The organism is Pseudomonas sp. GQ91 (assembly GCF_059758795.1).
The window spans coordinates 92,645-116,863 of sequence record NZ_JCAXED010000015.1 but is presented as its reverse complement, the minus strand read 5'-3'; the positions used below and the strand labels follow the sequence as shown (position 1 = coordinate 116,863).

General features: G+C 60.8%; 19 protein-coding genes and 2 tRNA genes. 2 read left to right on the top strand and 19 right to left on the bottom strand.

Going from position 1 to position 24,219, the window contains the following annotated elements:
• Positions 1 to 14 precede the first annotated feature (14 nt).
• The 18 genes from AC6CIA_RS21545 to leuC form a co-directional block, all read right to left on the bottom strand.
• Positions 15 to 91 (bottom strand) — tRNA-Asp (locus tag AC6CIA_RS21545).
• A gap of 54 nt (positions 92 to 145) precedes the next feature.
• A tRNA-Val gene (locus AC6CIA_RS21540) sits at positions 146 to 221 on the bottom strand.
• A 155-nt stretch (positions 222 to 376) separates the two neighbouring features.
• Positions 377 to 1,153, bottom strand: coding sequence for an SDR family oxidoreductase (locus AC6CIA_RS21535; RefSeq protein WP_339532377.1), 777 nt, complete (start codon positions 1,151 to 1,153; stop codon positions 377 to 379).
• Complete coding sequence (locus AC6CIA_RS21530; protein WP_339532376.1) at positions 1,150 to 2,361, bottom strand: O-succinylhomoserine sulfhydrylase; 1,212 nt, start codon at positions 2,359 to 2,361, stop codon at positions 1,150 to 1,152. The genes AC6CIA_RS21535 and AC6CIA_RS21530 overlap by 4 nt, the downstream gene beginning before the upstream one ends.
• Positions 2,362 to 2,428: 67 nt before the next feature.
• Positions 2,429 to 3,934 carry an amidophosphoribosyltransferase gene (purF, locus tag AC6CIA_RS21525; protein WP_339532375.1) on the bottom strand — a complete coding sequence of 502 codons (1,506 nt, stop codon included), beginning with the start codon at positions 3,932 to 3,934 and terminating at the stop codon, positions 2,429 to 2,431.
• A gap of 41 nt (positions 3,935 to 3,975) precedes the next feature.
• Positions 3,976 to 4,533, bottom strand: a complete 558-nt coding sequence (locus AC6CIA_RS21520) for a CvpA family protein (RefSeq protein ID WP_084377387.1) — start codon at positions 4,531 to 4,533, stop codon at positions 3,976 to 3,978.
• A gap of 195 nt (positions 4,534 to 4,728) precedes the next feature.
• Positions 4,729 to 5,379 carry an SPOR domain-containing protein gene (locus AC6CIA_RS21515; RefSeq protein ID WP_339532374.1) on the bottom strand — a complete coding sequence of 217 codons (651 nt, stop codon included), beginning with the start codon at positions 5,377 to 5,379 and terminating at the stop codon, positions 4,729 to 4,731.
• The gene (gene folC, locus AC6CIA_RS21510; RefSeq protein WP_498314934.1) at positions 5,363 to 6,670 is read right to left on the bottom strand and encodes a bifunctional tetrahydrofolate synthase/dihydrofolate synthase; all 1,308 of its coding nucleotides are present in this window, start codon (positions 6,668 to 6,670) and stop codon (positions 5,363 to 5,365) included. Before folC ends, AC6CIA_RS21515 begins: the two co-directional genes overlap by 17 nt.
• Positions 6,667 to 7,587 carry an acetyl-CoA carboxylase, carboxyltransferase subunit beta gene (gene accD / locus AC6CIA_RS21505; RefSeq protein WP_498314932.1) on the bottom strand — a complete coding sequence of 307 codons (921 nt, stop codon included), beginning with the start codon at positions 7,585 to 7,587 and terminating at the stop codon, positions 6,667 to 6,669. The genes folC and accD overlap by 4 nt, the downstream gene beginning before the upstream one ends.
• Before the next feature lie 246 nt (positions 7,588 to 7,833).
• Positions 7,834 to 8,466, bottom strand: coding sequence for a phosphoribosylanthranilate isomerase (locus AC6CIA_RS21500; RefSeq protein ID WP_498314930.1), 633 nt, complete (start codon positions 8,464 to 8,466; stop codon positions 7,834 to 7,836).
• Between the two features lie 63 nt (positions 8,467 to 8,529).
• Positions 8,530 to 9,354, bottom strand: coding sequence for a tRNA pseudouridine(38-40) synthase TruA (gene truA, locus AC6CIA_RS21495; RefSeq protein WP_498315028.1), 825 nt, complete (start codon positions 9,352 to 9,354; stop codon positions 8,530 to 8,532).
• Positions 9,355 to 9,523: 169 nt separating this feature from the next.
• Positions 9,524 to 12,064, bottom strand: a complete 2,541-nt coding sequence (locus AC6CIA_RS21490; RefSeq protein WP_498314928.1) for a motility hub landmark protein FimV — start codon at positions 12,062 to 12,064, stop codon at positions 9,524 to 9,526.
• A gap of 162 nt (positions 12,065 to 12,226) precedes the next feature.
• Entirely contained in the window at positions 12,227 to 13,237 is a 1,011-nt protein-coding gene (locus AC6CIA_RS21485; RefSeq protein WP_498314926.1) for an aspartate-semialdehyde dehydrogenase, read from the bottom strand.
• 249 nt (positions 13,238 to 13,486) lie between these two features.
• A complete protein-coding gene (asd, locus tag AC6CIA_RS21480; protein ID WP_498314924.1) occupies positions 13,487 to 14,599 on the bottom strand; it encodes an aspartate-semialdehyde dehydrogenase in 1,113 nt (370 codons plus the stop codon).
• A gap of 64 nt (positions 14,600 to 14,663) precedes the next feature.
• Positions 14,664 to 15,746 (bottom strand): 3-isopropylmalate dehydrogenase, encoded by a 1,083-nt coding sequence (gene leuB, locus AC6CIA_RS21475; protein ID WP_339532367.1) that lies wholly within the window; start codon positions 15,744 to 15,746, stop codon positions 14,664 to 14,666.
• A 49-nt stretch (positions 15,747 to 15,795) separates the two neighbouring features.
• The gene (locus tag AC6CIA_RS21470; RefSeq protein WP_498314922.1) at positions 15,796 to 16,563 is read right to left on the bottom strand and encodes a class I SAM-dependent methyltransferase; all 768 of its coding nucleotides are present in this window, start codon (positions 16,561 to 16,563) and stop codon (positions 15,796 to 15,798) included.
• A gap of 307 nt (positions 16,564 to 16,870) precedes the next feature.
• Positions 16,871 to 17,515, bottom strand: a complete 645-nt coding sequence (gene leuD / locus AC6CIA_RS21465) for a 3-isopropylmalate dehydratase small subunit (RefSeq protein WP_498314920.1) — start codon at positions 17,513 to 17,515, stop codon at positions 16,871 to 16,873.
• A gap of 10 nt (positions 17,516 to 17,525) precedes the next feature.
• Positions 17,526 to 18,944 (bottom strand): 3-isopropylmalate dehydratase large subunit, encoded by a 1,419-nt coding sequence (gene leuC / locus AC6CIA_RS21460; protein WP_339532364.1) that lies wholly within the window; start codon positions 18,942 to 18,944, stop codon positions 17,526 to 17,528.
• Between the two features lie 146 nt (positions 18,945 to 19,090).
• Between leuC and AC6CIA_RS21455 the strand changes: the two genes are divergently transcribed.
• Entirely contained in the window at positions 19,091 to 19,981 is an 891-nt protein-coding gene (locus tag AC6CIA_RS21455; RefSeq protein WP_339532363.1) for a LysR family transcriptional regulator, read from the top strand.
• Positions 19,982 to 20,043: 62 nt separating this feature from the next.
• Positions 20,044 to 23,352 carry an EAL domain-containing protein gene (locus AC6CIA_RS21450; protein WP_498314918.1) on the top strand — a complete coding sequence of 1,103 codons (3,309 nt, stop codon included), beginning with the start codon at positions 20,044 to 20,046 and terminating at the stop codon, positions 23,350 to 23,352.
• 13 nt (positions 23,353 to 23,365) lie between these two features.
• Here the strand turns inward: AC6CIA_RS21450 and AC6CIA_RS21445 are convergent, their stop codons facing one another.
• On the bottom strand, positions 23,366 to 24,214 hold the full coding sequence (locus AC6CIA_RS21445) for a hypothetical protein (RefSeq protein WP_498314916.1): 849 nt from the start codon (positions 24,212 to 24,214) through the stop codon (positions 23,366 to 23,368).
• Positions 24,215 to 24,219 lie beyond the last annotated feature (5 nt).

Genomic DNA, 24,219 nt, shown 5'->3' with positions numbered 1-24,219 from the left:
AGGCCTGGAAAATATGGCGCAGCGGACGGGACTCGAACCCGCGACCCCCGGCGTGACAGGCCGGTATTCTAACCGACTGAACTACCGCTGCGCGTCGGTGCAACCTTAACGTTGCGTCTTGCCCTGAAGCAAAACTCTCAAGAAGTGGTGGGTGATGACGGGATCGAACCGCCGACCCTCTGCTTGTAAGGCAGATGCTCTCCCAGCTGAGCTAATCACCCTTTGCTTCGTTGAGGCCGCGAAATTTACGCAGGTAGCGGACCTAAGTCAATAGCAGGATTGGTTTTTTTTCAAAAACAGCGGTAAGTTGCAAGCTTCACGCTACAAGTCAAAAACCAACACAAATCAGCCTTCTCTTGAAGCTTGAAGCTTGCACTTACACATAAACCATTTTCTTGCTCATACCGCCATCGACGACAAATTCCTGTCCGGTGACAAACCCTGCGTGACGCGACAGCAACCACGCCACCATCGATGCCACGTCCTCGACGGTTCCCACCCTCCCCGCCGGATGCTGGGCGTGATCAGCCTCGGTCAGCGGCTCCGCGCGCCGGGCAGCGGGGTCACGGGCATCGATCCAGCCGGGGCTGACCGCATTGACCCGCACTTCTGGCCCCAGACTGATTGCCAGGGCATGCGTCAGTGCCAGCAGGCCTCCCTTGCTCGCGGCGTACGCTTCGGTATCCGGTTCCGACTGTCGCGCCCGGGTCGAGCCCAGGTTGACGATAGCGCCGCCATGGGCGCGCAAATAAGGCGCACAGTGCTTGGCCAACAACATCGGACCACTGAGATTTACCGCCAGCACGCGATTCCAGTAAGCCAGGTCCAGGCTTTCCAGGGTGATATTGCGCGGGTCAGCCACGGCCGCGTTGCACACCAGGGCATCCAGGCGACCGAACTGTCCAAGCACTTCGGCAACCCCAAGGGCGACCTGCTGCTCATCAGCCACGTCCATGGTGATAAACCAGGCATTCTCCCCCAGCACCTTGGAGACTTTAGCGCCGCGCTCGCGATCCAGATCCGTCAATACCACTTGCCAGCCGTCACTGATCAACCAGGCAGCGATGCCCAAGCCGATGCCGCGCGCCGCGCCGGTAACCAGCGCGACCCGGCCATTACTGGACCCGCCAGCCCCTTGAGACCACTCAATCACAAGGCGGCCAGCCCGCGGGCCAGGTCGGCCTGCAAGTCAGCCACATCCTCCAGCCCCACCGCGACGCGAATCAGGCTGTCACGGATACCGGCCGCTTCACGCTCTTGCGGCGCGAGACGACCGTGGGAAGTGGTACTCGGATGGGTAATGGTGGTTTTGCTGTCACCCAGGTTAGCGGTGATGGAGATCAAGCGCGTGGCATCGATGAAGCGCCAGGCGCCCTCTTTGCCGCCCTTGACCTCAAAACTCACCACCGCCCCAAAACCGCGCTGCTGGCGCTGGGCCAAAGCGTGTTGCGGATGACTTTTCAGGCCAGCGTAATGGACTTTCTCGATCCCGTCCTGCTGCTCCAGCCACTCGGCCAGCGCCTGGGCGTTGGCGCAATGTGCCTTCATCCGCAGGTTCAGGGTTTCCAGGCCCTTGAGAAAGATCCAGGCGTTGAACGGGCTCAGCGTCGGCCCGGCCGTGCGCAAGAAACCCACGATTTCCTTCATTTGCTCGCCCCGACCGGCAACCACGCCGCCCATGCAGCGCCCTTGGCCGTCGATGAACTTGGTCGCCGAATGCACCACGATATCGGCCCCCAGCTTCAGCGGCTGCTGCAATGCCGGTGTGCAGAAGCAATTATCGACCACCAGCATTGCGCCTTTGGCGTGCGCCACTTCCGCGAGGGCGGCAATGTCCACCAATTCCGCCAACGGGTTGGACGGCGACTCGACAAACAGCAACTTGGTATTGGCCTTGATAGCCGCGCCCCAGCCAGACAGGTCCGCCAGCGGCACGTAATCGACCTCGATACCAAAGCGCTTGAAGTACTTCTCGAACAGACTGATGGTCGAGCCAAACACGCTGCGCGACACCAACACATGGTCGCCAGCACTGCACAGGCTCATGACCACCGCCAGGATGGCTGCCATGCCGGTTGCCGTTGCGACGGCTTGCTCAGCCCCTTCCAGCGCGGCGATACGCTCTTCGAACGCGCGCACGGTCGGGTTGGTGTAGCGGGAGTAAACATTGCCCGGCACTTCGCCGGCAAAACGCGCCGCGGCATCCGCCGCCGTGCGGAACACATAGCTGGAAGTGAAAAACATCGGCTCACCGTGCTCGCCTTCCGGCGTACGGTGCTGGCCGGCGCGCACAGCCAGGGTGTCGAAAGCCACGCCATCGAGGTCGCTGTCCAAGCGACCGGCATCCCATTCCTGACTCATGCTGCCACTCCTTTAACTCGATTCTTTATTGAAGATGCAAAACCGGCCCCTCAGGGCCGGCGTCTACTCAGTTGTTATACAGATCGATGATCGCGCTGACCGCCTGGGTCTTGATCTTGGAAGAGTCGTTTCGCGCCTGCTCGATCTTGTCCAGGTAAGCTTCGTCGACGTCACCGGTCACGTATTTACCATCGAAGACGGCGCAATCGAACTGGTCAATCTTGATCTTGCCGCCACCGACCGCTTCGATCAAGTCGGGAAGGTCCTGGTAAATCAACCAGTCGGCACCGATCAGGTCAGCAACATCCTGGGTCGAACGATTATGGGCGATCAGTTCATGGGCGCTCGGCATGTCGATGCCGTAGACGTTCGGGTAGCGAACGGCAGGCGCCGCGGAACAGAAGTACACGTTCTTCGCGCCGGCTTCGCGGGCCATCTGGATGATCTGTTTGCAGGTGGTGCCGCGCACGATGGAATCGTCCACCAGCATCACGTTCTTGCCACGGAACTCCAGCTCAATGGCATTGAGCTTCTGGCGCACCGACTTCTTGCGAGCCGCCTGGCCCGGCATGATGAACGTCCGGCCAATGTAACGGTTCTTGACGAAACCCTCACGGAACTTGACGCCCAAGTGGTTAGCCAATTCCAGGGCGGCCGTACGGCTGGTATCCGGAATCGGGATCACCACGTCGATGTCGTGCTCGGGGCGTTCGCGCAGGATCTTCTCGGCCAGCTTCTCGCCCATGCGCAGACGCGCCTTGTACACCGAGACACCGTCGATGATCGAGTCCGGGCGCGCCAGGTAAACGTGTTCGAAGATGCACGGCGTGAGTTTCGGGCTGACCGCGCACTGACGCGTGTGAAGCTTGCCGTCCTCGGTGATATAAACCGCTTCGCCCGGCGCCAGATCACGGATCAGGGTGAAGCCCAGCACGTCCAGGGACACGCTTTCGGAGGCAATCATGTATTCGACGCCTTCGTCAGTGTGACGCTGGCCGAATACGATAGGACGAATGCCGTGGGGATCACGGAAACCGACAATGCCGTAACCGGTGATCATTGCCACGACCGCATAACCACCGACGCACCGATTGTGTACGTCGGTCACCGCGGCGAACACGTCTTCTTCGGTTGGCTGCAACTTGCCGCGCTGGGCCAGTTCGTGAGCAAACACGTTGAGCAGGACTTCCGAATCGGAACTGGTGTTGACGTGACGCAAGTCAGATTCGTAAATCTCCTTGGCCAATTGCTCAACGTTGGTCAGGTTGCCGTTGTGCGCCAACGTGATGCCATAAGGCGAGTTGACGTAAAACGGCTGGGCTTCGGCCGAGGTTGAGCTACCGGCAGTCGGGTAACGCACATGGCCAATGCCCATGTGCCCGACGAGGCGCTGCATGTGACGCTGATGAAACACGTCACGCACCAGACCATTGTCCTTGCGCAGGAATAACCGGCCGTCGTGGCTGGTCACAATACCGGCAGCGTCCTGGCCGCGGTGCTGGAGGACGGTTAGCGCGTCATACAGCGCCTGATTGACGTTCGACTTACCGACGATACCGACGATGCCACACATGCGACGCAACCCCTACTTAATGAATCTTGACTGAACACAGCTTACTGAGGCGTGTTGCCCGGCAAGAGGTGTTCCTTGAACGGAATATCAGCGGGTACGCTGACTCCGCTGGCCAGCCACTGACTGCTCCACCCCAATATGAGGTTTTTGGACCAGTCTGCAACCAATAGAAATTTTGGCACGAGACTCGACTCCTGCCACCATGCATCCTGCTGTACCGGGCCCAGGCTCAAAAGCCCGACCGCCACGACCACCAGCAGTGCGCCACGCGCCGCGCCGAAGACCATGCCGAGAAATCGATCGGTCCCGGAGAGGCCGGTGACACGTATCAATTCGCCGATAAGATAGTTGACCATTGCTCCCACCAGCAGCGTGGCGATGAACATAATGGCGCAGCCCGCAATGACGCGGGCCGAAGGTGTTTCGATATAGCCGGCAAGGTACACGGCCAGGGAGCCGCCAAACATCCAGGCTACGACTCCTGCAACGATCCAGGTCAGCAACGACAACGCTTCTTTTACGAAGCCGCGACTTAGACTGATCAAAGCGGAGATGGCGACGATTGCAACGATCGCCCAGTCAACCCAGGTAAATGGCACAGTGCAGCCTACGGACGGATAAGGCGGCGCATTTTAGCAGAGCGTCGGGCTATCGGTAAGCGGTGATTGTCGGCGCCCTGTAAATCAGTAGTTTGTGGCGAGCCAGGCGCATTTCAAGAGCCCAAAAACCAATGTGGGAGCAGGTTTCCCCACTCCCACATTCAAATCGTGTTGCCAACCGGAGCCAGCAATCGCTCAACCGCGCTCGGGCTGGAACCGGGTGACGAAACCCTTCAGGTTCTGCTGACGACTCAGCAAGTCACGCAGACGGTCTGCCTCGGCACGCTCGATCAGCGGGCCGACAAACACCCGGTTCTTGCCATCCACGGTGCGGATATAAGCGTTGTATCCCTGGCTGCGCAGGGTTTTCTGCAAGGCTTCGGCGCTGTCGCGATTGGCCAGGCTGGCGAGCTGCACGGACCAACTGATCGGCAGGCCATTGGGATCGATACGGCTCTGCCCGACATCCGGCTTGCCTGGCGCGGCAGGCTGCGGGGCTACAGGCTTGGGTGCCGGGACGGGCGCTGCCGGCTTGGCCGCCACCGCCGGGGCCGGCTCCACGACCGGAACACTCGGCTGCACCGGCATCGACGGTGCCTGTTGCTCGGCGATTTCTTCGTCGCTGGGCACGGGCTCCTGCGGTAACGCCTGAGGCTCAGGCACTATCACCGGCTCAACCTGAACCTGAGGCATCGTCGGCACCTGAGGCGCGGACGGTGCATCGACGACGACCTGGCGCTGCTCGTCCTGGCGGGAAAACAACATGGGCAGGAAGATCACTGCCAACGCCACCAGAACCAGGGCTCCAACCATTCGCTGCTTATATGCGCTATCCAGTAATGCCATGTGCAGCTTCCTCCGTGGAGCGCCGGGCCAACCATTCAAGCGCCTCGGCAACACAATAAAATGATCCGAACAACAGAATTTCGTCTTCGGCCGTTGCCACCGCACACTGCGCCTCCAGTGCCGCGATCACGCTTGCATGGGACGCTATCGTCGCGCCAAGGTTCTGCAACGCGACCTGCAACTCAGCCGCCGGACGCGTGCGCGGGGTATCCAGCGGTGCAACAGCCCACGCCTGGACACAGCCTAGCAACGGCGCAACCACGCCTTCCAGATCTTTGTCGGACAACAACCCGAACACCGCCAGACGCCGCCCTGCCGGCGATCGAGCCGACAAGCGGTGAGCCAGGTATCCAGCGGCATGAGGGTTGTGCCCGACATCCAGTAACAGATTCAGACGCTTACCCTGCCACTCGAACGAACGGTGATCAAGACGCCCGACGACCCGCGTACGCTGCAAGGTATCGGCAATCTGCTGCGAATTCCACGGCAAATCCAGCAGCAGATAGGCTTGCAGGGCAAGCGCGGCATTTTCCATCGGCAGGTCCAGCAGCGGCAGTTCGCGCAATTCGACCAACTGCCCCCGCGCATCGTGACCGCGCCATGACCAATGTGCTTTCTGCAGTTCCAGGGAAAAGTCACGCCCGCGCAGGAAAAACGCACAATCCAGCTCACGGACTTTATCCAGCAGCGTCTGGGGCGGGTCCAGATCACCGCACAGCGCGGGCTTGCCCTGACGGAAGATCCCGGCCTTCTCGTAGGCCACGGACTCTCGGGTATCACCCAGGTAGTCAGTGTGATCGACGCCGATACTGGTCACCAGCGCCAGGTCGGCGTCCACCACATTGACGGTGTCCAGGCGCCCACCGAGGCCGACTTCCAGCACCACGGCATCCAGTTGCGCGCGCTCAAACAGCCAGAACGCCGCCAAAGTGCCCATTTCGAAATAGGTCAGGGAAATTTCGCCACGCCCGGCGTCAAGTGCCGCGAAGGCTTCACACAACTGCTCATCAGTGGCTTCGACACCATTGAGTTGCACACGCTCGTTGTAGCGCAGCAAGTGCGGCGAGCTATAAACGCCAACCTTCAACCCCTGAGCCTGCAACAACGCCGCGACAAAGGCACAGGTAGAACCTTTGCCATTGGTGCCGGTGACCGTGATCACCCGCGGCGCGGGCTTGCCCAACCCAAGGCGGGCCGCTACCTGTTGCGAGCGCTCCAGGCCCATGTCGATGGCTGACGGATGCAACTGCTCAAGGTAGGCGAGCCATTCGCCCAGGGTGCGTTGGGTCATAGGTTTGCAGGGGCCGGAGGCACCACGATAGGCTCGACCGTCGGCGCGACGTATTCAGGCGTCGGCAGCCCCATCATTTGCGCCAGCAGGTTACCCAGGCGCGGACGCAGCTCGGAACGGGCGATAATCATGTCGATCGCACCGTGCTCCAGCAGGAATTCGCTGCGCTGGAAGCCTTCCGGCAGTTTTTCGCGCACGGTTTGCTCGATCACGCGCGGGCCGGCAAAGCCGATCAGCGCCTTGGGTTCACCGACGATCACGTCACCCAGCATTGCCAGGCTGGCGGAAACACCACCGTAGACCGGGTCGGTCAGCACGGAGATGAAGGGGATGCCTTCTTCACGCAGGCGCGCCAACACCGCGGAGGTCTTGGCCATTTGCATCAGCGAGATCAGCGCTTCCTGCATCCGCGCGCCACCGGAAGCGGCGAAGCAGATCATTGGGCAGCGGTTTTCCAGGGCATGGTTGGCGGCACGCACGAAGCGCTCACCGACGATGGCACCCATGGAACCGCCCATGAAAGAAAACTCAAACGCCGACACCACCACGGGCATGCCCAGCAGCTTGCCACTGACGGAAATCAACGCGTCCTTCTCGCCGGTCTGCTTTTGCGCAGCGGTCAGTCGGTCCTTGTACTTCTTGCCGTCACGGAACTTGAGGCGATCCACCGGTTCCAGGTCAGCACCCAGCTCGGCACGGCCATCGGCATCGAGGAAGATGTCGATACGGGCACGGGCGCCGATACGCATGTGGTGGTTGCACTTGGGGCAAACGTCCAGGGTCTTTTCCAGTTCGGGACGGTACAACACCGCGTCGCAGGATGGACACTTGTGCCAAAGACCTTCAGGGACCGAGCTTTTCTTCACCTCGGAACGCATGATCGAGGGGATCAGTTTGTCTACTAACCAGTTGCTCATGCTTTCTTTCTCCAGTACCGGTGGCTTGAACACAGCCCCGCGTATGCCCTTGAGCTAAATTCATTGATGTGGCGATAACCGATCCGGGACGGGGTCAGACGTTCGACCAGCCATTTCCCGTATCAGCCCTCAGCCTTCCAGACAACCCGCCAGTGCGCGGCTGCCACTTCTATTGAGCGCCGCCCAAAGGCAACGCCGAGCTGTTTTACACAGTGGTAGTTACTGACGGCGGCAACCCGCCAGCCGTCACATCAAGCCACCGCTGCTGCGCACTGCCTGCATAAATGCTTGAATCCTGACGTGATCCTTGATGCCCTTGGACTGTTCCACCCCGCCGCTGACATCGACGGCGTAAGGACGAACCTGGGCAATCGCCTGCGCCACATTGTCGGCGGACAAGCCACCGGCGAGGATGATCGGTTTGTTCAACCCTTTGGGGATCAACGACCAATCGAACGCTTGGCCGGTGCCGCCCGGCACCCCTTCGACATAAGCGTCGAGCAGGATCCCGCTGGCCCCGGCGTATACCGCGCAACTGGCCGCGATATCGTCACCCGCCTTGACCCGCAGCGCCTTGATGTAAGGGCGGTGATAGCCTTCGCACTGCTCCGGGGTTTCGTCGCCATGGAACTGCAACAAATCCAGTGGCACGGCGTCGAGGGTTTCATTCAGCTCACAGGCGCTGGCGTTGACGAAAAGCCCAACGGTCGTCACGAACGGCGGCAAGCCGGCAATGATCGCCCGAGCTTGCTGCGCCGTTACCGCACGCGGGCTTTTGGCGTAGAACACAAAACCGATGGCATCGGCCCCCGCCTCGACCGCAGCCAATGCATCTTCCATGCGGGTAATCCCGCAAATCTTGCTGCGAACGGCTGACATGTCGTGGGAACCTCACGGGTTATCCGGGAAAGCCCCGGATGGTAACAAATGCTTTTCCGGGCGTCAGCCGTCAAGTTCGGTGAAACCGGTCAAGAAGTGTGGCCCGATAAAACGCTCCGGCAGCTCGAACTCATCGCGGTACTCCACCTCCACCAGGTACAGCCCGAACGGGTGGGCCGTGACGCCGCCGGTGCGACGGATGCGACTGTCCAGCACCTCCTTCGCCCAGTCAACCGGACGCTCGCCGGTGCCGATTGTCATCAGCACCCCGGCAATGTTGCGCACCATGTGATGCAGGAAGGCGCCCGCACGGATATCCAGGACAATCATCTTGCCGTGACGGGTCACTCGCAGGTGATGGACTTCCTTGATCGGCGACTTGGCCTGGCATTGACCGGCCCGAAACGCGCTAAAATCATGCACGCCCACCAGGTGCCGGGCCGCCGCCGCCATGCGCTCGACATCCAGCGGACGGTGGTTCCAGGTAATTTCTTGGTTCAAGTGCGCCGGACGGATCTGATCGTTGTAGATCACATAGCGGTAGCGCCGGGCAATCGCCTTGAAGCGCGCATGGAAGTGCGCCGGCATCACTTTGGCCCAACTGACGCTTATATCGTGGGGCAGATTGATATTGGCACCCATGACCCATGCCTTCATCGAACGCTCGGCTTGGGTATCAAAATGCACCACCTGCCCGCAGGCATGCACGCCAGCGTCGGTACGTCCGGCACACATCAGCGACACCGGCGAGTCTGCGACTTTCGACAGGGCCTTTTCCAGCGTTTCCTGGACGGTCGCCACGCCTGAGGCCTGACGCTGCCAGCCACGGTAGCGCGAGCCTTTGTATTCCACGCCCAAGGCGATTCTGAAAAAGCCGGCGGCCGCCATTTCGGCGGCCGCGTTATCTATATTTGCCAAGAACTGAGAGCCTGATGAGTTGCGCAAAGGCGGCCATTATAAGGCTGTCCGGCCTCAACGCCATGTCTCAGGCGGTTTTAGTTGGCGGCATCGACAAAAACGGCAGCCCGAAGGCTGCCGCAGTGTTCAACCCAGTCAATCAAGCCAGGCGGCTGAGCATTTCCTTGGCTTCGCTTTTCTGACCATCATCGCCTTCAGCCAGCACTTCGGAGAGGATGTCCCGCGCGCCGTCGGCATCCCCCATGTCGATATAGGCTTGGGCCAGGTCCAGCTTGGTGGCCACCTCATCGGTGCCGGAGAGGAAGTCGAATTCCGGCTCGTCATCGCCCGACGCCGCATCTTCAGCCGTGAAACTCGGCTCGAGCGAGGGCTGCTCAAGGCTTTGCGAGAGGCGCTCCAGCTCGGCGTTGACGTCATCCAGCTCCGACGTGAAAGCGTTCGGCTGGGCCGCGCCCGGCGCATCCATCTCATCGGCCAGAGACAAGTCGAAATCTTCCGGCAGATCGAGGTCATCCAGCGCAGCCGGCGTCAGCGTGGGCGGCTCCACCGGCGGCTGGTCCTTCATTTGATCTTCCAGGCCCGAAAGGAAGTCATCGTCTGACTGGGAGGACGGCGCATCCAGTGGCAGATCCAGGTCAAAGTCAGCCAACTCATCCCGCTCGGCCTTTGCCTCGGTCTGCTGCTGCAACACCGAATCGAAACTCAGGTCATCCACCGGCGAAGCCAGCGCTGCCGGGGAAGCGGCTTCAAGCTCGTCCAGGCTCAGGTCAACGTCCACGTCCGACGGAGCGGCCGTATGCGGTTGCGCTTCATCCTTGAGCAGGTCCTTGACGTACTGTGCATCCAGTGCGGCAGCGGCGACCGCGGCACTGACACCGGCAGCCAAGACCGCCATGGCCGGGAAACGACTTTTCAGCAGTTCGACCTGGACATGATTCTCGCCATTGGCGACCAATTGGCGCTCCTGGGTCACGAAGCCGTCTTTGTCGCCTTGCAGGCCGTAGACTTCCATCAGCTTGAGACGCAGGTCACTGCGCTTGGGCTCCAGGGTGATGGCTTCTTCCAGGATGGCGGCCGCCTGGTTCAGATGACCACGGTCCAGATGAGATTGCGCTTGGGCCAAGGCGTCGGTGGAACCGGCCTCGATGATCGGCTTGAACGCAGGTGCCATCACCGGTGCCACGACTGCAGCGGGCGGGACGGGAGCTGGAGCTGGAGCTGGAGCTGGAGCTGGAGCTGGAGCTGGAGCTGGAGCTGGAGCCAGCTTGACGCTGGCCGGCGGGACGTCAAGGCCTTCGAAACTGTCAGAGGACAGGTCTTGCTCGAGGTTCGAGGAAAACTCAGGCTCTTCGGCCAGCGCGCGCGCCATGCGCAGGTGCTTTTCTTCTTCCAGGCGCGCATTGCGATGACGGGCCCACAGCAACAGGAGCAGCAGCACCAGCAAGCCCGCAGCACCACCCACCACACCCAAGACAACCGGATTGGTCAGCAGGTCATTGAATTTGCCTTCGGTGGTAGCAGGCGCATCAGGCTCGAGCGGCGTCTCGGCGGGCGCCACGACCGGTGCAGGCGTCTCGGCGCCAGGTGCAGCGGCCACCTCGGCGGGCATCGCGGCCGGTTGTGTCGGAGCACCACCTTCAGCCTGCAACGTGGCCAACTGGTTGTTCTTGAGTTCGATCAGGCGTTGCAGCTTGTCCAACTGACTTTGCAGGTCAGCCATGCGACTTTTGAGTTCTTCGTTCTCACGCCGGGCCAAATCCAGGCTTTCCTGGGTCACCGCCAGCTGGCTGTTCAACGCCTTGGTGTCGCCCGCCGCGCCTTTGGCACCAGCCTTCGCGGCCTCGGCCGACACCAGGCTCAGGTTATCTTTTGCGGCGGTTTGCGAAGGTGCCGCGCCCGCCTGATCACGCTTGGTCGCGTCCAGCTGCTGACGCCCCGCAACCTGTTGCGCACCACCACGGCGCCCTTCGCGCCAGGCCGCGTTCTGCGCTCTCACCTCGGCAATCGCCTGAGGTTGCGCCAGGCTGGTGCTTTGCACCGGATCGGGCAGGCGCAAGACCTGGCCCGCCTTCATGCGGTTGATATTGCCGTCGAGAAAAGCGTTCGGGTTCAGCGCCTGGATGGCCAGCATCGTCTGCTGAATCGATCCGCCATTGCGGTGCTCGGCGGCGATTTCCCACAGCGTGTCGCGAGAATTCGTGGTGTATTCATCAGCCTTGCTCACCGCGGGCGCAGCGAGGCGCGCGGTCGGTGTGCTGGTGGCCTGCGGCTCCTGGTCAAACTTGGCGGGATCCAGCAAGACGCTGTAATCACGCATCAAGCGGCCGTTAGGCCATTGCACCTGCAACAGGAAACGCACATAGGAATCCGGCAGCGGCTTGCTGGAGGTGACACGCACCACGCTACGGCCGTTGGGATTGAGCACCGGCGTAAACGTCAGTTCATCGAGGAACGCCTGGCGATCGACACCGGCATCCACAAAAGCCTGGGTGGACGCCAGGCTGGGGACGATATCGGAGGCGGTCAGGCCACCTACATCCAGCAGTTCGATCTCCACCGACAGCGGCTGGTTCAGCTTCGACTTGAGGGTCATTTCCCCCAGCTGCAGCGCATGCGCCATACCGGAGGACAGCGCCGAGGCGGCCGCTATTGCTAACACCAGTTTGCGAACTTGAACCATAGCCTCATCCTTTGTCTGAACACTCCCCGGCTCGCGAGAAGGTTGATTACCGCTGCCATTCGGCATGGCGAGCCGATAAGTCACCGACGCGCAATTTTTCCTGCATGCTGCCAAGCATAGCGCTTGGCTAGAATCAATCTACAAATTGCTGCCAAGTATCTTTTACACAAGACCTTTTATCAACAACTGCGCCAGTTGTACGGCATTCAGTGCGGCACCTTTGCGTACGTTATCTGACGTCAGCCACAGATTTAGTTCCGCCAAGTCGTCAATCCCGGCGCGGACCCGGCCGACGTAGACCACATCCTGACCGACCGCATCGCCAACAGCCGTAGGGTAATCGCCCTCCTCCACCAGCTCGACGCCGGGTGCCGACTCCAGCACGCGGTTGACGGCGGCGAGGTCGAGATTCGCCCCCAACTGCAGTGACACACTCAAGCTATCGCCAAAAAACACCGGGGCTTGAACGCAAGTGGCCGAAATCTTCAGCAAAGGTAATCCAAGCACAGCGCGCAGCTCGTGAACCAGGCGCTTTTCCAGAGAGGTATGACCCTGAGTGTCCGGGGTGCCTACTTGGGCCAATAGGTTGAAGGCCATCTGCCGATCAAAGAACTTCGGCTCCAGCGGGCGGACATTTAGCAATTCGGCGGTTTGCCGAGCCAGTTCACTGACGGCTTCGCGCCCCTGGGCCGAGACCGCGAGACTTGCAGTGACGCTGAGCCGCTGAATCTCGAGCAGGTCGCGCAGCGGCGCCAACACCACCGCCAGGTAGGTGGCGGACGGGCTTGGACTGCTGAGCTGGAAAGGTTTTTTCAGGCCCTCGAGCACCTCGGGATTGGCTTCCGGGACTACATGGGGCGCCTGATCGGCCGGCAAAGCGCCCGACAAGTCGATCAACGAACAACCGGCGGCGGTGGCGCGCGGGGCAAAGCTCAGGGTCACCGCTGGACCGGCGGCGAAGAACGCCAACTGCACGTGGCTGAAATCAAACTCATCGACTTCCCGCACCCGCACATTCTTGCCGCGAAACGGCACCGACGCGCCCGCTGACTCACTGCTGGCCAGCAAATGCAGGTTACCCACCGGAAAATCCAGCTCTTCAAGAATCTGCACCAGGGTTTCGCCAACCGTGCCGGTGGCGCCGATCACGGCGATATCAAAAGTCTGGGTCATGGAGACGGCCTCGGGCATTGCGGGGGGAGCGGCACTTTACCGGGTGGCTGGGAGTGAGGCAATTGGCCTGGGTTTTGTAGCGCCGCTGATGGCCTCATCGGGAGCAAGCCCCCTCCCACATTCAACCGAGTTCCGACTTTGGAATGGAGGCAAATGTGGGAGGGGGCTTGCTCCCGATGAGGCCTTGACCAGCAACAAAAACCCCGCGCCTGTCACCAGAGCGCGGGGTTCTCTTATTGCCTCAAGCAATCAACGCTCGAGCAGAATCCGCAGCATGCGACGCAGCGGTTCAGCGGCGCCCCACAACAGTTGGTCGCCAACGGTGAAGGCGCCCAGGTACTGGGTGCCCATATTCAATTTGCGCAGACGGCCCACCGGCACATTCAGGGTGCCGGTAACCTTGGTCGGGCTCAGCTCCTGCATGCTGGTTTCGCGGTTGTTCGGCACCAACTTGACCCACGGGTTGTGCTGGCTGATCAGCCCTTCGATATCGGCGATCGGCACGTCTTTGTTGAGTTTGATGGTCAGCGCCTGGCTGTGGCAACGCATGGCGCCAATCCGCACGCAGATGCCATCCACCGGGATCGGGCTCTTGAAGCGACCGAGGATCTTGTTGGTTTCAGCCTGCGCCTTCCACTCTTCGCGGCTCTGGCCGTTCGGCAGTTCCTTGTCGATCCAGGGGATCAGGCTACCGGCCAAGGGCACGCCGAAGTTTTCGGTCGGGTAGGCTTCGCTGCGCATGGCTTCAGCCACACGGCGGTCGATATCGAGGATGGCGCTGGCGGGATCCGCCAGTTGATCGGCGACAGCCGCGTGGGTCGCGCCCATCTGCTTGATCAGTTCGCGCATGTTCTGCGCGCCCGCGCCCGAGGCCGCCTGATACGTCATCGCACTCATCCACTCCACCAGGCCGGCTTCGAACAGGCCGCCCAGGCCCATCAGCATCAGGCTGACGGTGCAGTTGCCGCCGACGTAGTTCTTGGTGCCGGCGTCGAGCTGCTGGTCGATGACCTTACGGTTCACCGGGTCGAGGATAATCACCGCATCGTCTTGCATGCGCAGGCTGGAAGCCGCGTCGATCCAGTAGCCCTGCCAACCGGCTTCGCGCAGTTTGGGGAAGACTTCGCTGGTGTAGTCGCCACCCTGGCAGGTCAGAATGACGTCGAGGGTCTTCAGCTCTTCAATGTTGTAGGCGTCCTTGAGCGGGGCAATATCCTTGCCCACGGACGGCCCTTGGCCACCCACATTGGACGTGGTGAAAAACACCGGCTCGATAAGATCGAAATCCTGCTCTTCCAGCATCCGCTGCATGAGCACGGAACCGACCATACCGCGCCAACCGATCAGACCTACACGTTTCATCGCAACTACACCTTGTTAAAAAGTGGGCCGTCTGGCAGCAACAACTGCCAGCGGGCCGGAGAGATTACAGATTCCGCAGCGCGGCGACTACTGCGTCGCCCATTTCCTGCGTACCTACCTTGGTGCAACCCGGCGACCAAATGTCCCCGGTGCGCAACCCTTGATCAAGCACCAGGCTCACGGCTTTCTCGATGGCATCCGCGGCGTCCGCCAGATTGAAGCTGTAACGCAGCATCATCGAGACCGACAAAATGGTCGCCAGCGGGTTGGCAATGCCCTGCCCCGCGATGTCCGGCGCCGAACCGTGACACGGCTCGTACATACCTTTGTTGTGGGTGTCCAGGGATGCCGACGGCAGCATGCCGATGGAACCCGTGAGCATCGACGCCTGGTCGGACAGGATGTCGCCGAACAGGTTATCGGTGACGATCACATCAAACTGCTTCGGCGCGCGCACCAGTTGCATGGCGGCGTTGTCGACGTACATGTGGCTCAATTCGACATCCGGGTAGTCCTGGGCCACTTGCTCGACGATTTCACGCCACAACTGGCTGGAGGCCAATACGTTGGCCTTGTCCACCGAGCAGACTTTCTTGCCACGCACACGCGCCATGTCGAAACCGACACGGGCGATGCGCCGGATTTCGCTTTCGCTGTACGGCAGCGTGTCGTAGGCCTGGCGCTCGCCATTTTCCAGTTCGCGCACACCACGTGGCGAGCCGAAGTAGATACCGCCGGTCAGCTCACGGACGATCAGGATATCCAGGCCCGCCACCACTTCCGGCTTGAGGCTCGAGGCGTCGGCCAACTGCGGGTAGAGGATCGCCGGGCGCAAGTTGCCGAACAGACCCAGTTGCGCACGGATTTTCAGCAGGCCGCGCTCAGGACGGATGTCACGCTCGATCTTGTCCCATTTCGGGCCGCCCACGGCGCCCAGCAGCACCGCGTCGGCCGCGCGGGCGCGTTCCAGGGTCTCGTCAGCCAAGGGCACGCCGTGCTTGTCGATGGCCGCGCCGCCGATCACATCGTGGCTCAACTCGAAACCCAGGCTGTATTTGTCATTGGCCAGTTCCAGGACCTTGACCGCTTCGGCCATGATTTCCGGACCAATGCCATCGCCTGGAAGAATCAGAATCTGCTTGCTCATGCTTTCCTCATTTCATCGGGCGACCCGCCCACAGGCAGGTCGGGAAAAATCACTGGCGTTCGGCCCACACCACCAGCACATCGCTGCTGAAGGAACCGTCGGCTTCAATCTCGAAATAATCGCGGACTTCCTGGCCCATCGCCTGCTGCAACGCAAGAATCGCGCTGCGCAGGACCTGCGGGGTACGCATGCGTTCGACCCAGGACGTGTATTCCAGGCGCAGGCGCTGGCGACTGCTGCTGCGCACGTGCAAGCCGGCTTCGTTGAGCTGGCGCATCCACTCGCCGGCGCAATAATCGCGCACATGGCTGGTGTCGCGCAGCACTTCGACCGCTTGCAGGTAAGTGTCCAACAGCGGGCTGCCCGGCGACAAGATGTCCACGAATGCCGCCACGCCGCCGGGCTTGAGCACCCGACGTACTTCACGCAGCGCCAGGCCCAGGTCACTCCAATGGTGCGCGGAGTAGCGGCTGAACACAAAGTCGAACTCGCCATCGGCGAACGGCAGGCGCTCGGCGGCGCCACGCACCGTGGTGATGTTACCCAGCCCACGCTCCACGGCGGCGGCAGTGACCACGTCGAGCATCTGCTGCGACAGATCGTAAGCCACCACCTCCTTGACCAGCGGCGCGACATTGAAGCTCACATGACCGGCGCCGCACCCCAGATCCAGCAGTCGCGCACTGCCCTGCCCGGCCAGTTCGGCCTGTAGCAGCGCGAATTCGCTACCTTGAGCGTGGACAGCGCTGCTCAGGTAGGCCGCAGCCTGTTCGCCGAATTGTTTTTGCACGACTTGGGTGTGGGCGGTGCTGGTCATGGAAAGCTCCTTATGGTGGTAATGCTGTTCAGTTAAGCAAGTGAAGCGCCTGATACCACTTGTGTGGCGAGGGGGCTTGTCCCCCGTTGGGCTGCGTAGCAACCCCAAAGGCCTTCCCGGTCGTCCAGTCAAACTGGGGGGGGCAGGTTTGAGGGCCGCTACGCAGCCCAACGGGGGACAAGCCCCCTCGCCACAGGAGGGTGTTCGGCACGCGACTTTCTTAACTGAACAGCATTCCCTTAGGGTGGTCCTTTTTTGTAGGAGCGAGGGGACGCCTCGCTCCTACAATGGATGGTGCATTCAGTCATCAAGCATCGCGAAACAACCACGGCTGGCTCGCCCGGTGCCTGGCTTCAAAAGCGGCAATCGCTTCGCCGTCCTGCAAGGTCAGGCCGATATCGTCGAGGCCATTGATCAGGCAATGCTTGCGGAAGGCGTCCACTTCAAAGTGATAGACCTTGCCATCCGGACGGGTCACGGTCTGCGCGGCGAGGTCGACGGTCAGCTGGTAGCCCACATTGGCTTCCACTTGCTGGAACAGTTCGTCCACTTGCGCATCGGTCAAAATGATCGGCAGCAGGCCGTTCTTGAAGCTGTTGTTGAAGAAAATGTCGGCATAGCTCGGCGCAATGATGCTGCGAAAGCCATATTCTTCCAGCGCCCAGGGGGCGTGTTCACGGCTTGAGCCGCAGCCGAAGTTTTCCCGCGCCAGCAGCACGCTGGCGCCCTGGTAACGCTCGGCGTTGAGCACGAATTCCTTGTTCAGCGGGCGCTTGGAGTTGTCCTGATAGGCGTAGCCCACGTCCAGGTACCGCCACTCGTCGAACAGGTTAGGGCCGAAACCGGTGCGCTTGATCGACTTGAGGAACTGCTTGGGAATGATCTGATCGGTGTCGACGTTGGCACGGTCCAACGGCGCTACAAGACCTGTGTGTTGGGTAAAAGCTCTCATCGGGTATTCCTCAGATCAATTCACGAACGTCGATGAAACGACCGTTGACGGCGGCGGCGGCGGCCATGGCCGGACTCACCAGGTGGGTACGCCCACCGGCGCCCTGGCGCCCTTCGAAGTTACGGTTGGAGGTGGACGCGCAGTGCTCGCCCGATTCCAAGCGGTCCGGGTTCATCGCAAGGCACATGGAGCAACCCGGCTCACGCCATTCGAAACCGGCCTCGAGGAAAATCTTGTCCAGCCCTTCGGCTTCGGCTTGCGCCTTCACCAACCCCGAACCCGGCACCACGATCGCCTGTTTGATGGTCGAAGCGACTTTGCGGCCCTTGGCGATCACCGCCGCGGCGCGCAGATCCTCGATCCGCGAATTGGTGCAGGAGCCGATGAACACGCGGTCCAACTGAATGTCGGTGATCGCCTGATTGGCCTTCAAGCCCATGTATTTCAAGGCGCGCTCGATGGAACCGCGCTTGACCAGATCAGCTTCCCGAGCCGGATCCGGGACGTTTTGATCAACCGCCAAGACCATTTCCGGCGAAGTGCCCCAGCTGACTTGTGGCTTGATCTGGGCGGCGTCGAGCTTGACCACGGTGTCAAACACCGCATCAGCGTCGGAGACCAGGTCTTTCCAGGCTTCGACCGCGGCATCCCAATCGGCGCCTTGCGGTGCGAAAGGGCGACCCTTGACGTACTCGACGGTCTTTTCGTCCGCGGCCACCATGCCCACACGGGCACCGGCTTCAATCGACATATTGCAGATGGTCATGCGGCCTTCGATGGACAGGTCGCGAATCGCACTGCCGGCGAACTCGATGGCGTGGCCGTTACCGCCGGCCGTGCCGATCTTGCCAATCACGGCGAGCACGATGTCTTTGGCCGTGACGCCAAACGGCAACTGGCCTTCGACGGACACCAGCATGTTTTTCATTTTCTTTGCCACCAGACACTGGGTGGCGAACACATGTTCGACCTCGGAGGTGCCGATGCCGTGGGCCAGAGCGCCAAAGGCGCCGTGGGTCGAGGTGTGCGAGTCACCACACACCACGGTCATGCCCGGCAACGTCGCGCCCTGCTCCGGACCGATGACGTGGACGATGCCCTGACGCACGTCGTTCATCTTGAATTCGGTGATGCCGTATTCGTCGCAATAGTCATCGAGCGTCTGCACTTGCAAACGTGACACCTGGTCGGCAATCGCTTCGATACCACCCTTGCGCTCCGGCGTGGTCGGCACGTTATGGTCAGGCGTGGCGATGATCGAGTCGACGCGCCAAGGCTTGCGCCCGGCCAGGCGCAGGCCTTCGAACGCTTGTGGCGAGGTCACTTCATGGATGATGTGACGGTCGATATAGATCAGCGACGACCCGTCATCGCGCCGTTTCACTTCATGGGAATCCCAAAGCTTGTCGTAAAGCGTCTTGCCGGCCATCAGTCGGTCCTCATCAGCGTCTTTCTATGCCCTGGGCATTGAGCAGTTCAATAACCCTTTGGCTTGTGAGGCTGATGCTATGGCGTTACATTAAATAACTCAAATTCATATTTTTTATGCTTTGGATAACCTACTGGAATACGACCATGGACCTGGCCAACCTCAACGCTTTTATTGCCATCGCCGAAACCGGCAGCTTCTCGGGCGCGGGTGAGCGATTGCACTTGACTCAACCTGCCATCAGCAAGCGCATTGCGGGTCTGGAACAGCAATTGAAAGTGCGCCTGTTCGACCGACTGGGTCGTGAGGTGGGCCTGACGGAAGCCGGGCGCGCCCTTCTGCCCCGCGCCTATCAGATTCTCAATGTGCTGGATGACACCCGCCGCGCCTTGACCAATCTGACCGGGGAAGTCAGCGGTCGCTTGACCCTGGCCACCAGCCACCACATCGGCCTGCATCGCCTGCCGCCAGTCCTGCGGACGTTCACCCGTGAATATCCGAACGTGGCCCTGGATATTCAGTTTCTGGATTCAGAAGTTGCCTATGAAGAAATCCTCCATGGCCGTGCAGAGGTAGCGGTCATTACCCTTGCCCCCGAGCCTCATACGCTGGTCCGGGCCACCGCGGTCTGGGATGACCCGCTGGATTTTGTCGTGGCGCCCGAACACAGCCTGGTCAGCAACGGGAAGGTCAGCCTGACAGATATTGCCCGACACCCGGCGGTATTCCCCGGGGGCAACACCTTTACCCACCATATCGTGCATCGGTTGTTCGAGGCCCAAGGCCTGACGCCCAACATCGCCATGAGCACCAATTACCTGGAAACCATCAAGATGATGGTTTCCATCGGCCTGGCCTGGAGCGTGCTGCCGCGCACCATGCTGGATGAACAGGTGACCAGTATCGCGTTACCGGGCATACAGCTCAGTCGCCAGCTAGGCTATATCGTGCACACCGAAAGGACGCTGTCGAACGCTGCGCGGGCCTTCATGAGCCTACTGGATGCACAGGTCGATCCGACAGGGCTGTCGGTATAAAGCCTCGCGTCCCTAGATCCTGAGCCCGCGCCGAACGCCCATTGAGCCAAGGCCCTTTGATAATGCGAAACCCCGTCGACCCCACGCCACCGCTGCCGCATATCCACGCTCTGGACCCGCAGGAGGCAGAGCAACGCTGGAAAAACGCTCCGCAACTGTTGGCAGCGCTCAATGCCGCACGGCTGGGCGCCTGGAGCTGGAACATCAATAGCGGGCAGATCAGTTGGTCACGGGGCACCCAGGCGTTGTTCGGCTTCGATCCCCGGCAGCCGCTGCCCAGGAACCTGGACTATCTCGACCTGTTGCCCGATGAGGACCGGAGCCGGGTCATCCGGGCGTTTCATGCGGTATTGGCGGGGGAACCCGTTGAACATGCCATGCATCACCGCATTCAATGGCCCGACGGCAGCCAGCACTGGCTGGAAATCAATGGCAGCCTGGTATCAGACAACAGTGGGCAACGCCACATGATCGGCGTGATCCGCGAGATCACCCATCAGCGCGAACGTGAACAGGCGCTCAGTTATTCGGAAAAGCGCTTCGCTACGCTGTTTCACCTGTGCCCGAACATGGTCCTGCTGACTCGCCAGGAAGATGGCCTGATCACTGAAGCCAACCAGTATTTTGAAAGTCTGTTCGGCTGGCCGGTGGCCGACGTGATTGGGCGTACCACGCTGGAACTGGGCCTTTGGGTGCATGCCGAACAACGCTTGCAGCTGGTCAAGGCCACGCAGCGCAAAGGCGAGCCGATCACCATGGAGGTGCAATTTCGCGCCAGTAACGGGCAAGTTCATGACGGCACACTCAGCGCACAAAAAGTCGAGCTGGACGGCCGTGACTATCTGATCAGTACCTTTCTCGACACCACTCAACGCAAAAACGCCGAACAAGCCCTCAAGGACAGCCAGGAACGCCTGGACCTGGCCCTCGATTCGGCGCAAATGGGCACCTGGGACTGGCACATCCCCAGCGGGATGCTGTACGGCTCGGCACGCGCGGCACAATTGCACGGCCTGCCGCCCCACCCCTTTCATGAGTCCTTCGATGCGTTTTTTGACGGCATGCCCAATGAGGAACGCGACAACATGCGCCATGCCTATCGCACCCTGCGCGAAGGCCCGGCCGGCAATTACCAATTGACCTATCGGGTGCAACTGGAGGATGGCAGCTCGCGCTACCTGGAAAGCCGGGCCCGTCTCTATCGGGATGAGAACGGCGCACCGCTGCGCATGGCCGGTACCTTGCTGGACATCACCGACCAAGTGGAACGCGAACAGCGCTTGAGTGCCTCCGAGGAAAAGTTTGCCAGCCTGTTCCTCGCCAGTCCCGACCCGATTTGTGTCACCAGCCTGGCGACCGGGCAGTTCATCGAAATCAATCCCAGCTTCACCCAGACCTTCGGCTGGACCGCCGCGGAACTTATCGACCACAGTGCCGAGGAAATCGGTCTGTGGGATGAGTCCACCCAGCGCCTGCAACGCGTTGAACAGGTGATCCGGGAGCAGGCGCTGAACAACGTTGCGCTTATCGTCCACCACAAGAACGGCCAAAGCCTGACCTGCGTGATTGCCAGTCGCCTGATCAAGGTCGGCAACCAGCCATGCATCGTTACTACCCTGCGGGACATCACCCAACAACAGCGCTCGGAAGCCGCGCTCAAAGCCAGCGAAGAGAAATTCGCCAAGGCATTTCATTCGAGTCCCGACGCCGTCTCTATCACCGAACGCGATACCGGGCGTTACCTGGAAGTCAATGATGGTTTCTGTCGATTGACCGGTTACCGCGCCGAAGAAGCCCTTGGCCTGACGCTCTACCAGATCGGCATCTGGGCGGACGAAAACCAGCGCACGGCGTTAATGACAGAGTTGCAAGCCAACGGACGCGTGCATCACCTGGATATGTTGTGGCACAACAAACACGGGGCATTGCTGGCGGTAGAGGTGTCGGTGGAGCCGATTACCCTCAATGAAACCCCTTGCCTGCTGCTGACCGCGCGAGACGTGAGCCTGCTGAAAAACGCCCAGGCGCAGATCCGCCACCTGGCCTACCACGACCCGCTGACCAACCTGCCCAATCGCGCATTACTGATGGACCGCCTGAGCCAGCAGATCGCCTTGCTCAAGCGCCATGACTTACGCGGCGCATTGTTGTTTCTCGACCTTGACCACTTCAAGCACATCAACGACTCACTCGGCCATCCAGTGGGCGACACCGTACTGAAAATTGTCACCGCACGCCTGGAAGCCAGCGTGCGCATGGAGGACACGGTTGCACGCCTGGGAGGTGATGAGTTCGTGATATTGCTAAGCGGCCTGGAAGGTACGCGGGCGGCCGTCAGCACCCAGGTCCAGGCGCTGGCCGAGACCCTGCGCGAATTGCTCTCCGAACCGATGTTTCTCGATGGCGAGCGTTTGCAGGTCACCCCCAGCATTGGCGTAGCGCTGATTCCCGATCACGGCTCCACCCCGGCGGACCTGCTCAAACGTGCAGATATTGCCTTGTATCGGGCCAAGGACTCGGGTCGTAACGCCATCCAGATGTTCCATAACAGCATGCAACGTACAGCCAGCGAACGGCAGCGCATGGAGACCGACTTGCGCCTGGCACTCGCACGTGGCGAGTTCAGCATGCACTACCAGCCGCAAGTGGATGCTCGCGGTAATCACATCATCGGCGCCGAGGCGCTGGTGCGCTGGCAACATCCACAGCTTGGGGCACAATCACCGAGCGAATTTATCAAGGTGCTCGAGGACAGCGGCTTGATCCTCGAGGTAGGCACCTGGATCCTCGACGAAGCGTGCGCAGCTTTTGCACAATTGATTGCCGAAGGCCTTGTCGACCCGTCGAGCTTCAGCCTGTGCGTCAATATCAGTCCCCGACAGTTTCACCAGAACGATTTTGTCGAACGCGTGGAACGCTGCCTGAACCATCATCGGTTGCCGTTCACCTTGCTGAAGCTGGAAATCACCGAAGGCATTGTGATCCAGAACCTGGACGACACCATCAGCAAAATGCGCCGCCTGAAAAAACTCGGCGTCAGTTTTGCCATGGATGACTTCGGCACAGGTTATTCGTCATTGACCTACCTTAAGCGCCTGCCGGTGGATGCACTGAAGATCGATCAGTCGTTTGTACGCGACGCGACGCATGACCCCAATGATGCCGAAATCATTCGCGCCATCCTGGCCATGGCCCGCAGCCTGAACCTTGAGGTGATTGCCGAAGGCGTCGAAACCCTCGAACAACTGGAGTTCCTGCAAAAGCTGGGTTGCTACCTGTATCAAGGCTATTTGCACAGCCGGCCGCTGCCACTGGAAACCTTCAGGTTAACGCTGCTGGAAACCGCCGCTCACCTGCGCCTGACCGAGTGAGCGCGGCGGCTGATCAAACCAGCTTGATTGCCTGATAGTGATGCAAGTCCGCAGGCGGCGCGTTCCATTTTATGCCGTAGCGCTCCTCGTGGCCGCCGATCACCGCTACCGAGTGTCCGTTGTACGCCAGGGTGCCCAGTGCGCCGTCCGCCAACTCTTGCCGGGTCGCGTGACGCATATACGCAAAAAGGCCCAGGCGCCTGAACCCCTCTCCCGGCAGCTCACCATCGTTCAGGCTATCGAGCGCCGCCTTGAAACTCTTCCCTGCGCCTTCATGATTTTCCAGTTGCGCGCGTTTGGCGCTCACCGCATAGAGGAAGTTGGCATCCTTGAGCATGCCCACGTCATGCCCCTTGAACCCCGAATGTCGGGCCGCAAGCCGCAACTCGGCATGGGACACCGCCAGCGCCTTGCCGTCGCGGGTGGTCACTGCATAACCTTGGTCGGTGGCGTGTATTTCACGGTAGATGCCGAGCGGGTTCTGGCCAAACCGCATCATCGCCGCCTTGATCGCCGAGACCGTCACGCAGTTGCCTTCTACCGATTGATAAAAACCGCTCCAGATATCGGCAGGCGCTTCGCCTATGGCTTTGCTTGAAGGATAAGCAGGACTTTTGTCCACCAGGGTCGGCAGCCTTTCCCGTAAGCGCGATAAACGCTCCAGCAGCGACGAAAGCTGGATCAGCAACGCGCTTATAGTGCGTGGCAATTCCGCCGGGGCAGGCAACGGTTTTGCCAGCAGCGACCGATTCAGGCGTGCACGGTCATCGACAAGGCGCGCACGCGCGTCGGCCGCCCTCTCCGCTTCCGGCACAGCGACGATGCCAGCGTGGGGCGCCTGATCGTATAAACGGATATTCATCAGCC

Coding starts and splice junctions, on each gene's coding strand:
- accD (WP_498314932.1), bottom strand. CDS start 7,587: ATGAGCAACTGGTTAGTAGACAAACTGATCCCCTCGATCATGCGTTCC.
- AC6CIA_RS21515 (WP_339532374.1), bottom strand. CDS start 5,379: ATGGCATTACTGGATAGCGCATATAAGCAGCGAATGGTTGGAGCCCTG.
- asd (WP_498314924.1), bottom strand. CDS start 14,599: ATGAAACGTGTAGGTCTGATCGGTTGGCGCGGTATGGTCGGTTCCGTG.
- AC6CIA_RS21470 (WP_498314922.1), bottom strand. CDS start 16,563: ATGACCAGCACCGCCCACACCCAAGTCGTGCAAAAACAATTCGGCGAA.
- AC6CIA_RS21445 (WP_498314916.1), bottom strand. CDS start 24,214: ATGAATATCCGTTTATACGATCAGGCGCCCCACGCTGGCATCGTCGCT.
- AC6CIA_RS21450 (WP_498314918.1), top strand. CDS start 20,044: ATGCGAAACCCCGTCGACCCCACGCCACCGCTGCCGCATATCCACGCT.
- AC6CIA_RS21490 (WP_498314928.1), bottom strand. CDS start 12,064: ATGGTTCAAGTTCGCAAACTGGTGTTAGCAATAGCGGCCGCCTCGGCG.
- purF (WP_339532375.1), bottom strand. CDS start 3,934: ATGTGTGGCATCGTCGGTATCGTCGGTAAGTCGAACGTCAATCAGGCG.
- AC6CIA_RS21485 (WP_498314926.1), bottom strand. CDS start 13,237: ATGACCCAGACTTTTGATATCGCCGTGATCGGCGCCACCGGCACGGTT.
- truA (WP_498315028.1), bottom strand. CDS start 9,354: ATGGCGGCCGCCGGCTTTTTCAGAATCGCCTTGGGCGTGGAATACAAA.
- AC6CIA_RS21455 (WP_339532363.1), top strand. CDS start 19,091: ATGGACCTGGCCAACCTCAACGCTTTTATTGCCATCGCCGAAACCGGC.
- AC6CIA_RS21500 (WP_498314930.1), bottom strand. CDS start 8,466: ATGTCAGCCGTTCGCAGCAAGATTTGCGGGATTACCCGCATGGAAGAT.
- AC6CIA_RS21530 (WP_339532376.1), bottom strand. CDS start 2,361: ATGAGTCAGGAATGGGATGCCGGTCGCTTGGACAGCGACCTCGATGGC.
- leuB (WP_339532367.1), bottom strand. CDS start 15,746: ATGAGCAAGCAGATTCTGATTCTTCCAGGCGATGGCATTGGTCCGGAA.
- folC (WP_498314934.1), bottom strand. CDS start 6,670: ATGACCCAACGCACCCTGGGCGAATGGCTCGCCTACCTTGAGCAGTTG.
- leuD (WP_498314920.1), bottom strand. CDS start 17,515: ATGAGAGCTTTTACCCAACACACAGGTCTTGTAGCGCCGTTGGACCGT.
- leuC (WP_339532364.1), bottom strand. CDS start 18,944: ATGGCCGGCAAGACGCTTTACGACAAGCTTTGGGATTCCCATGAAGTG.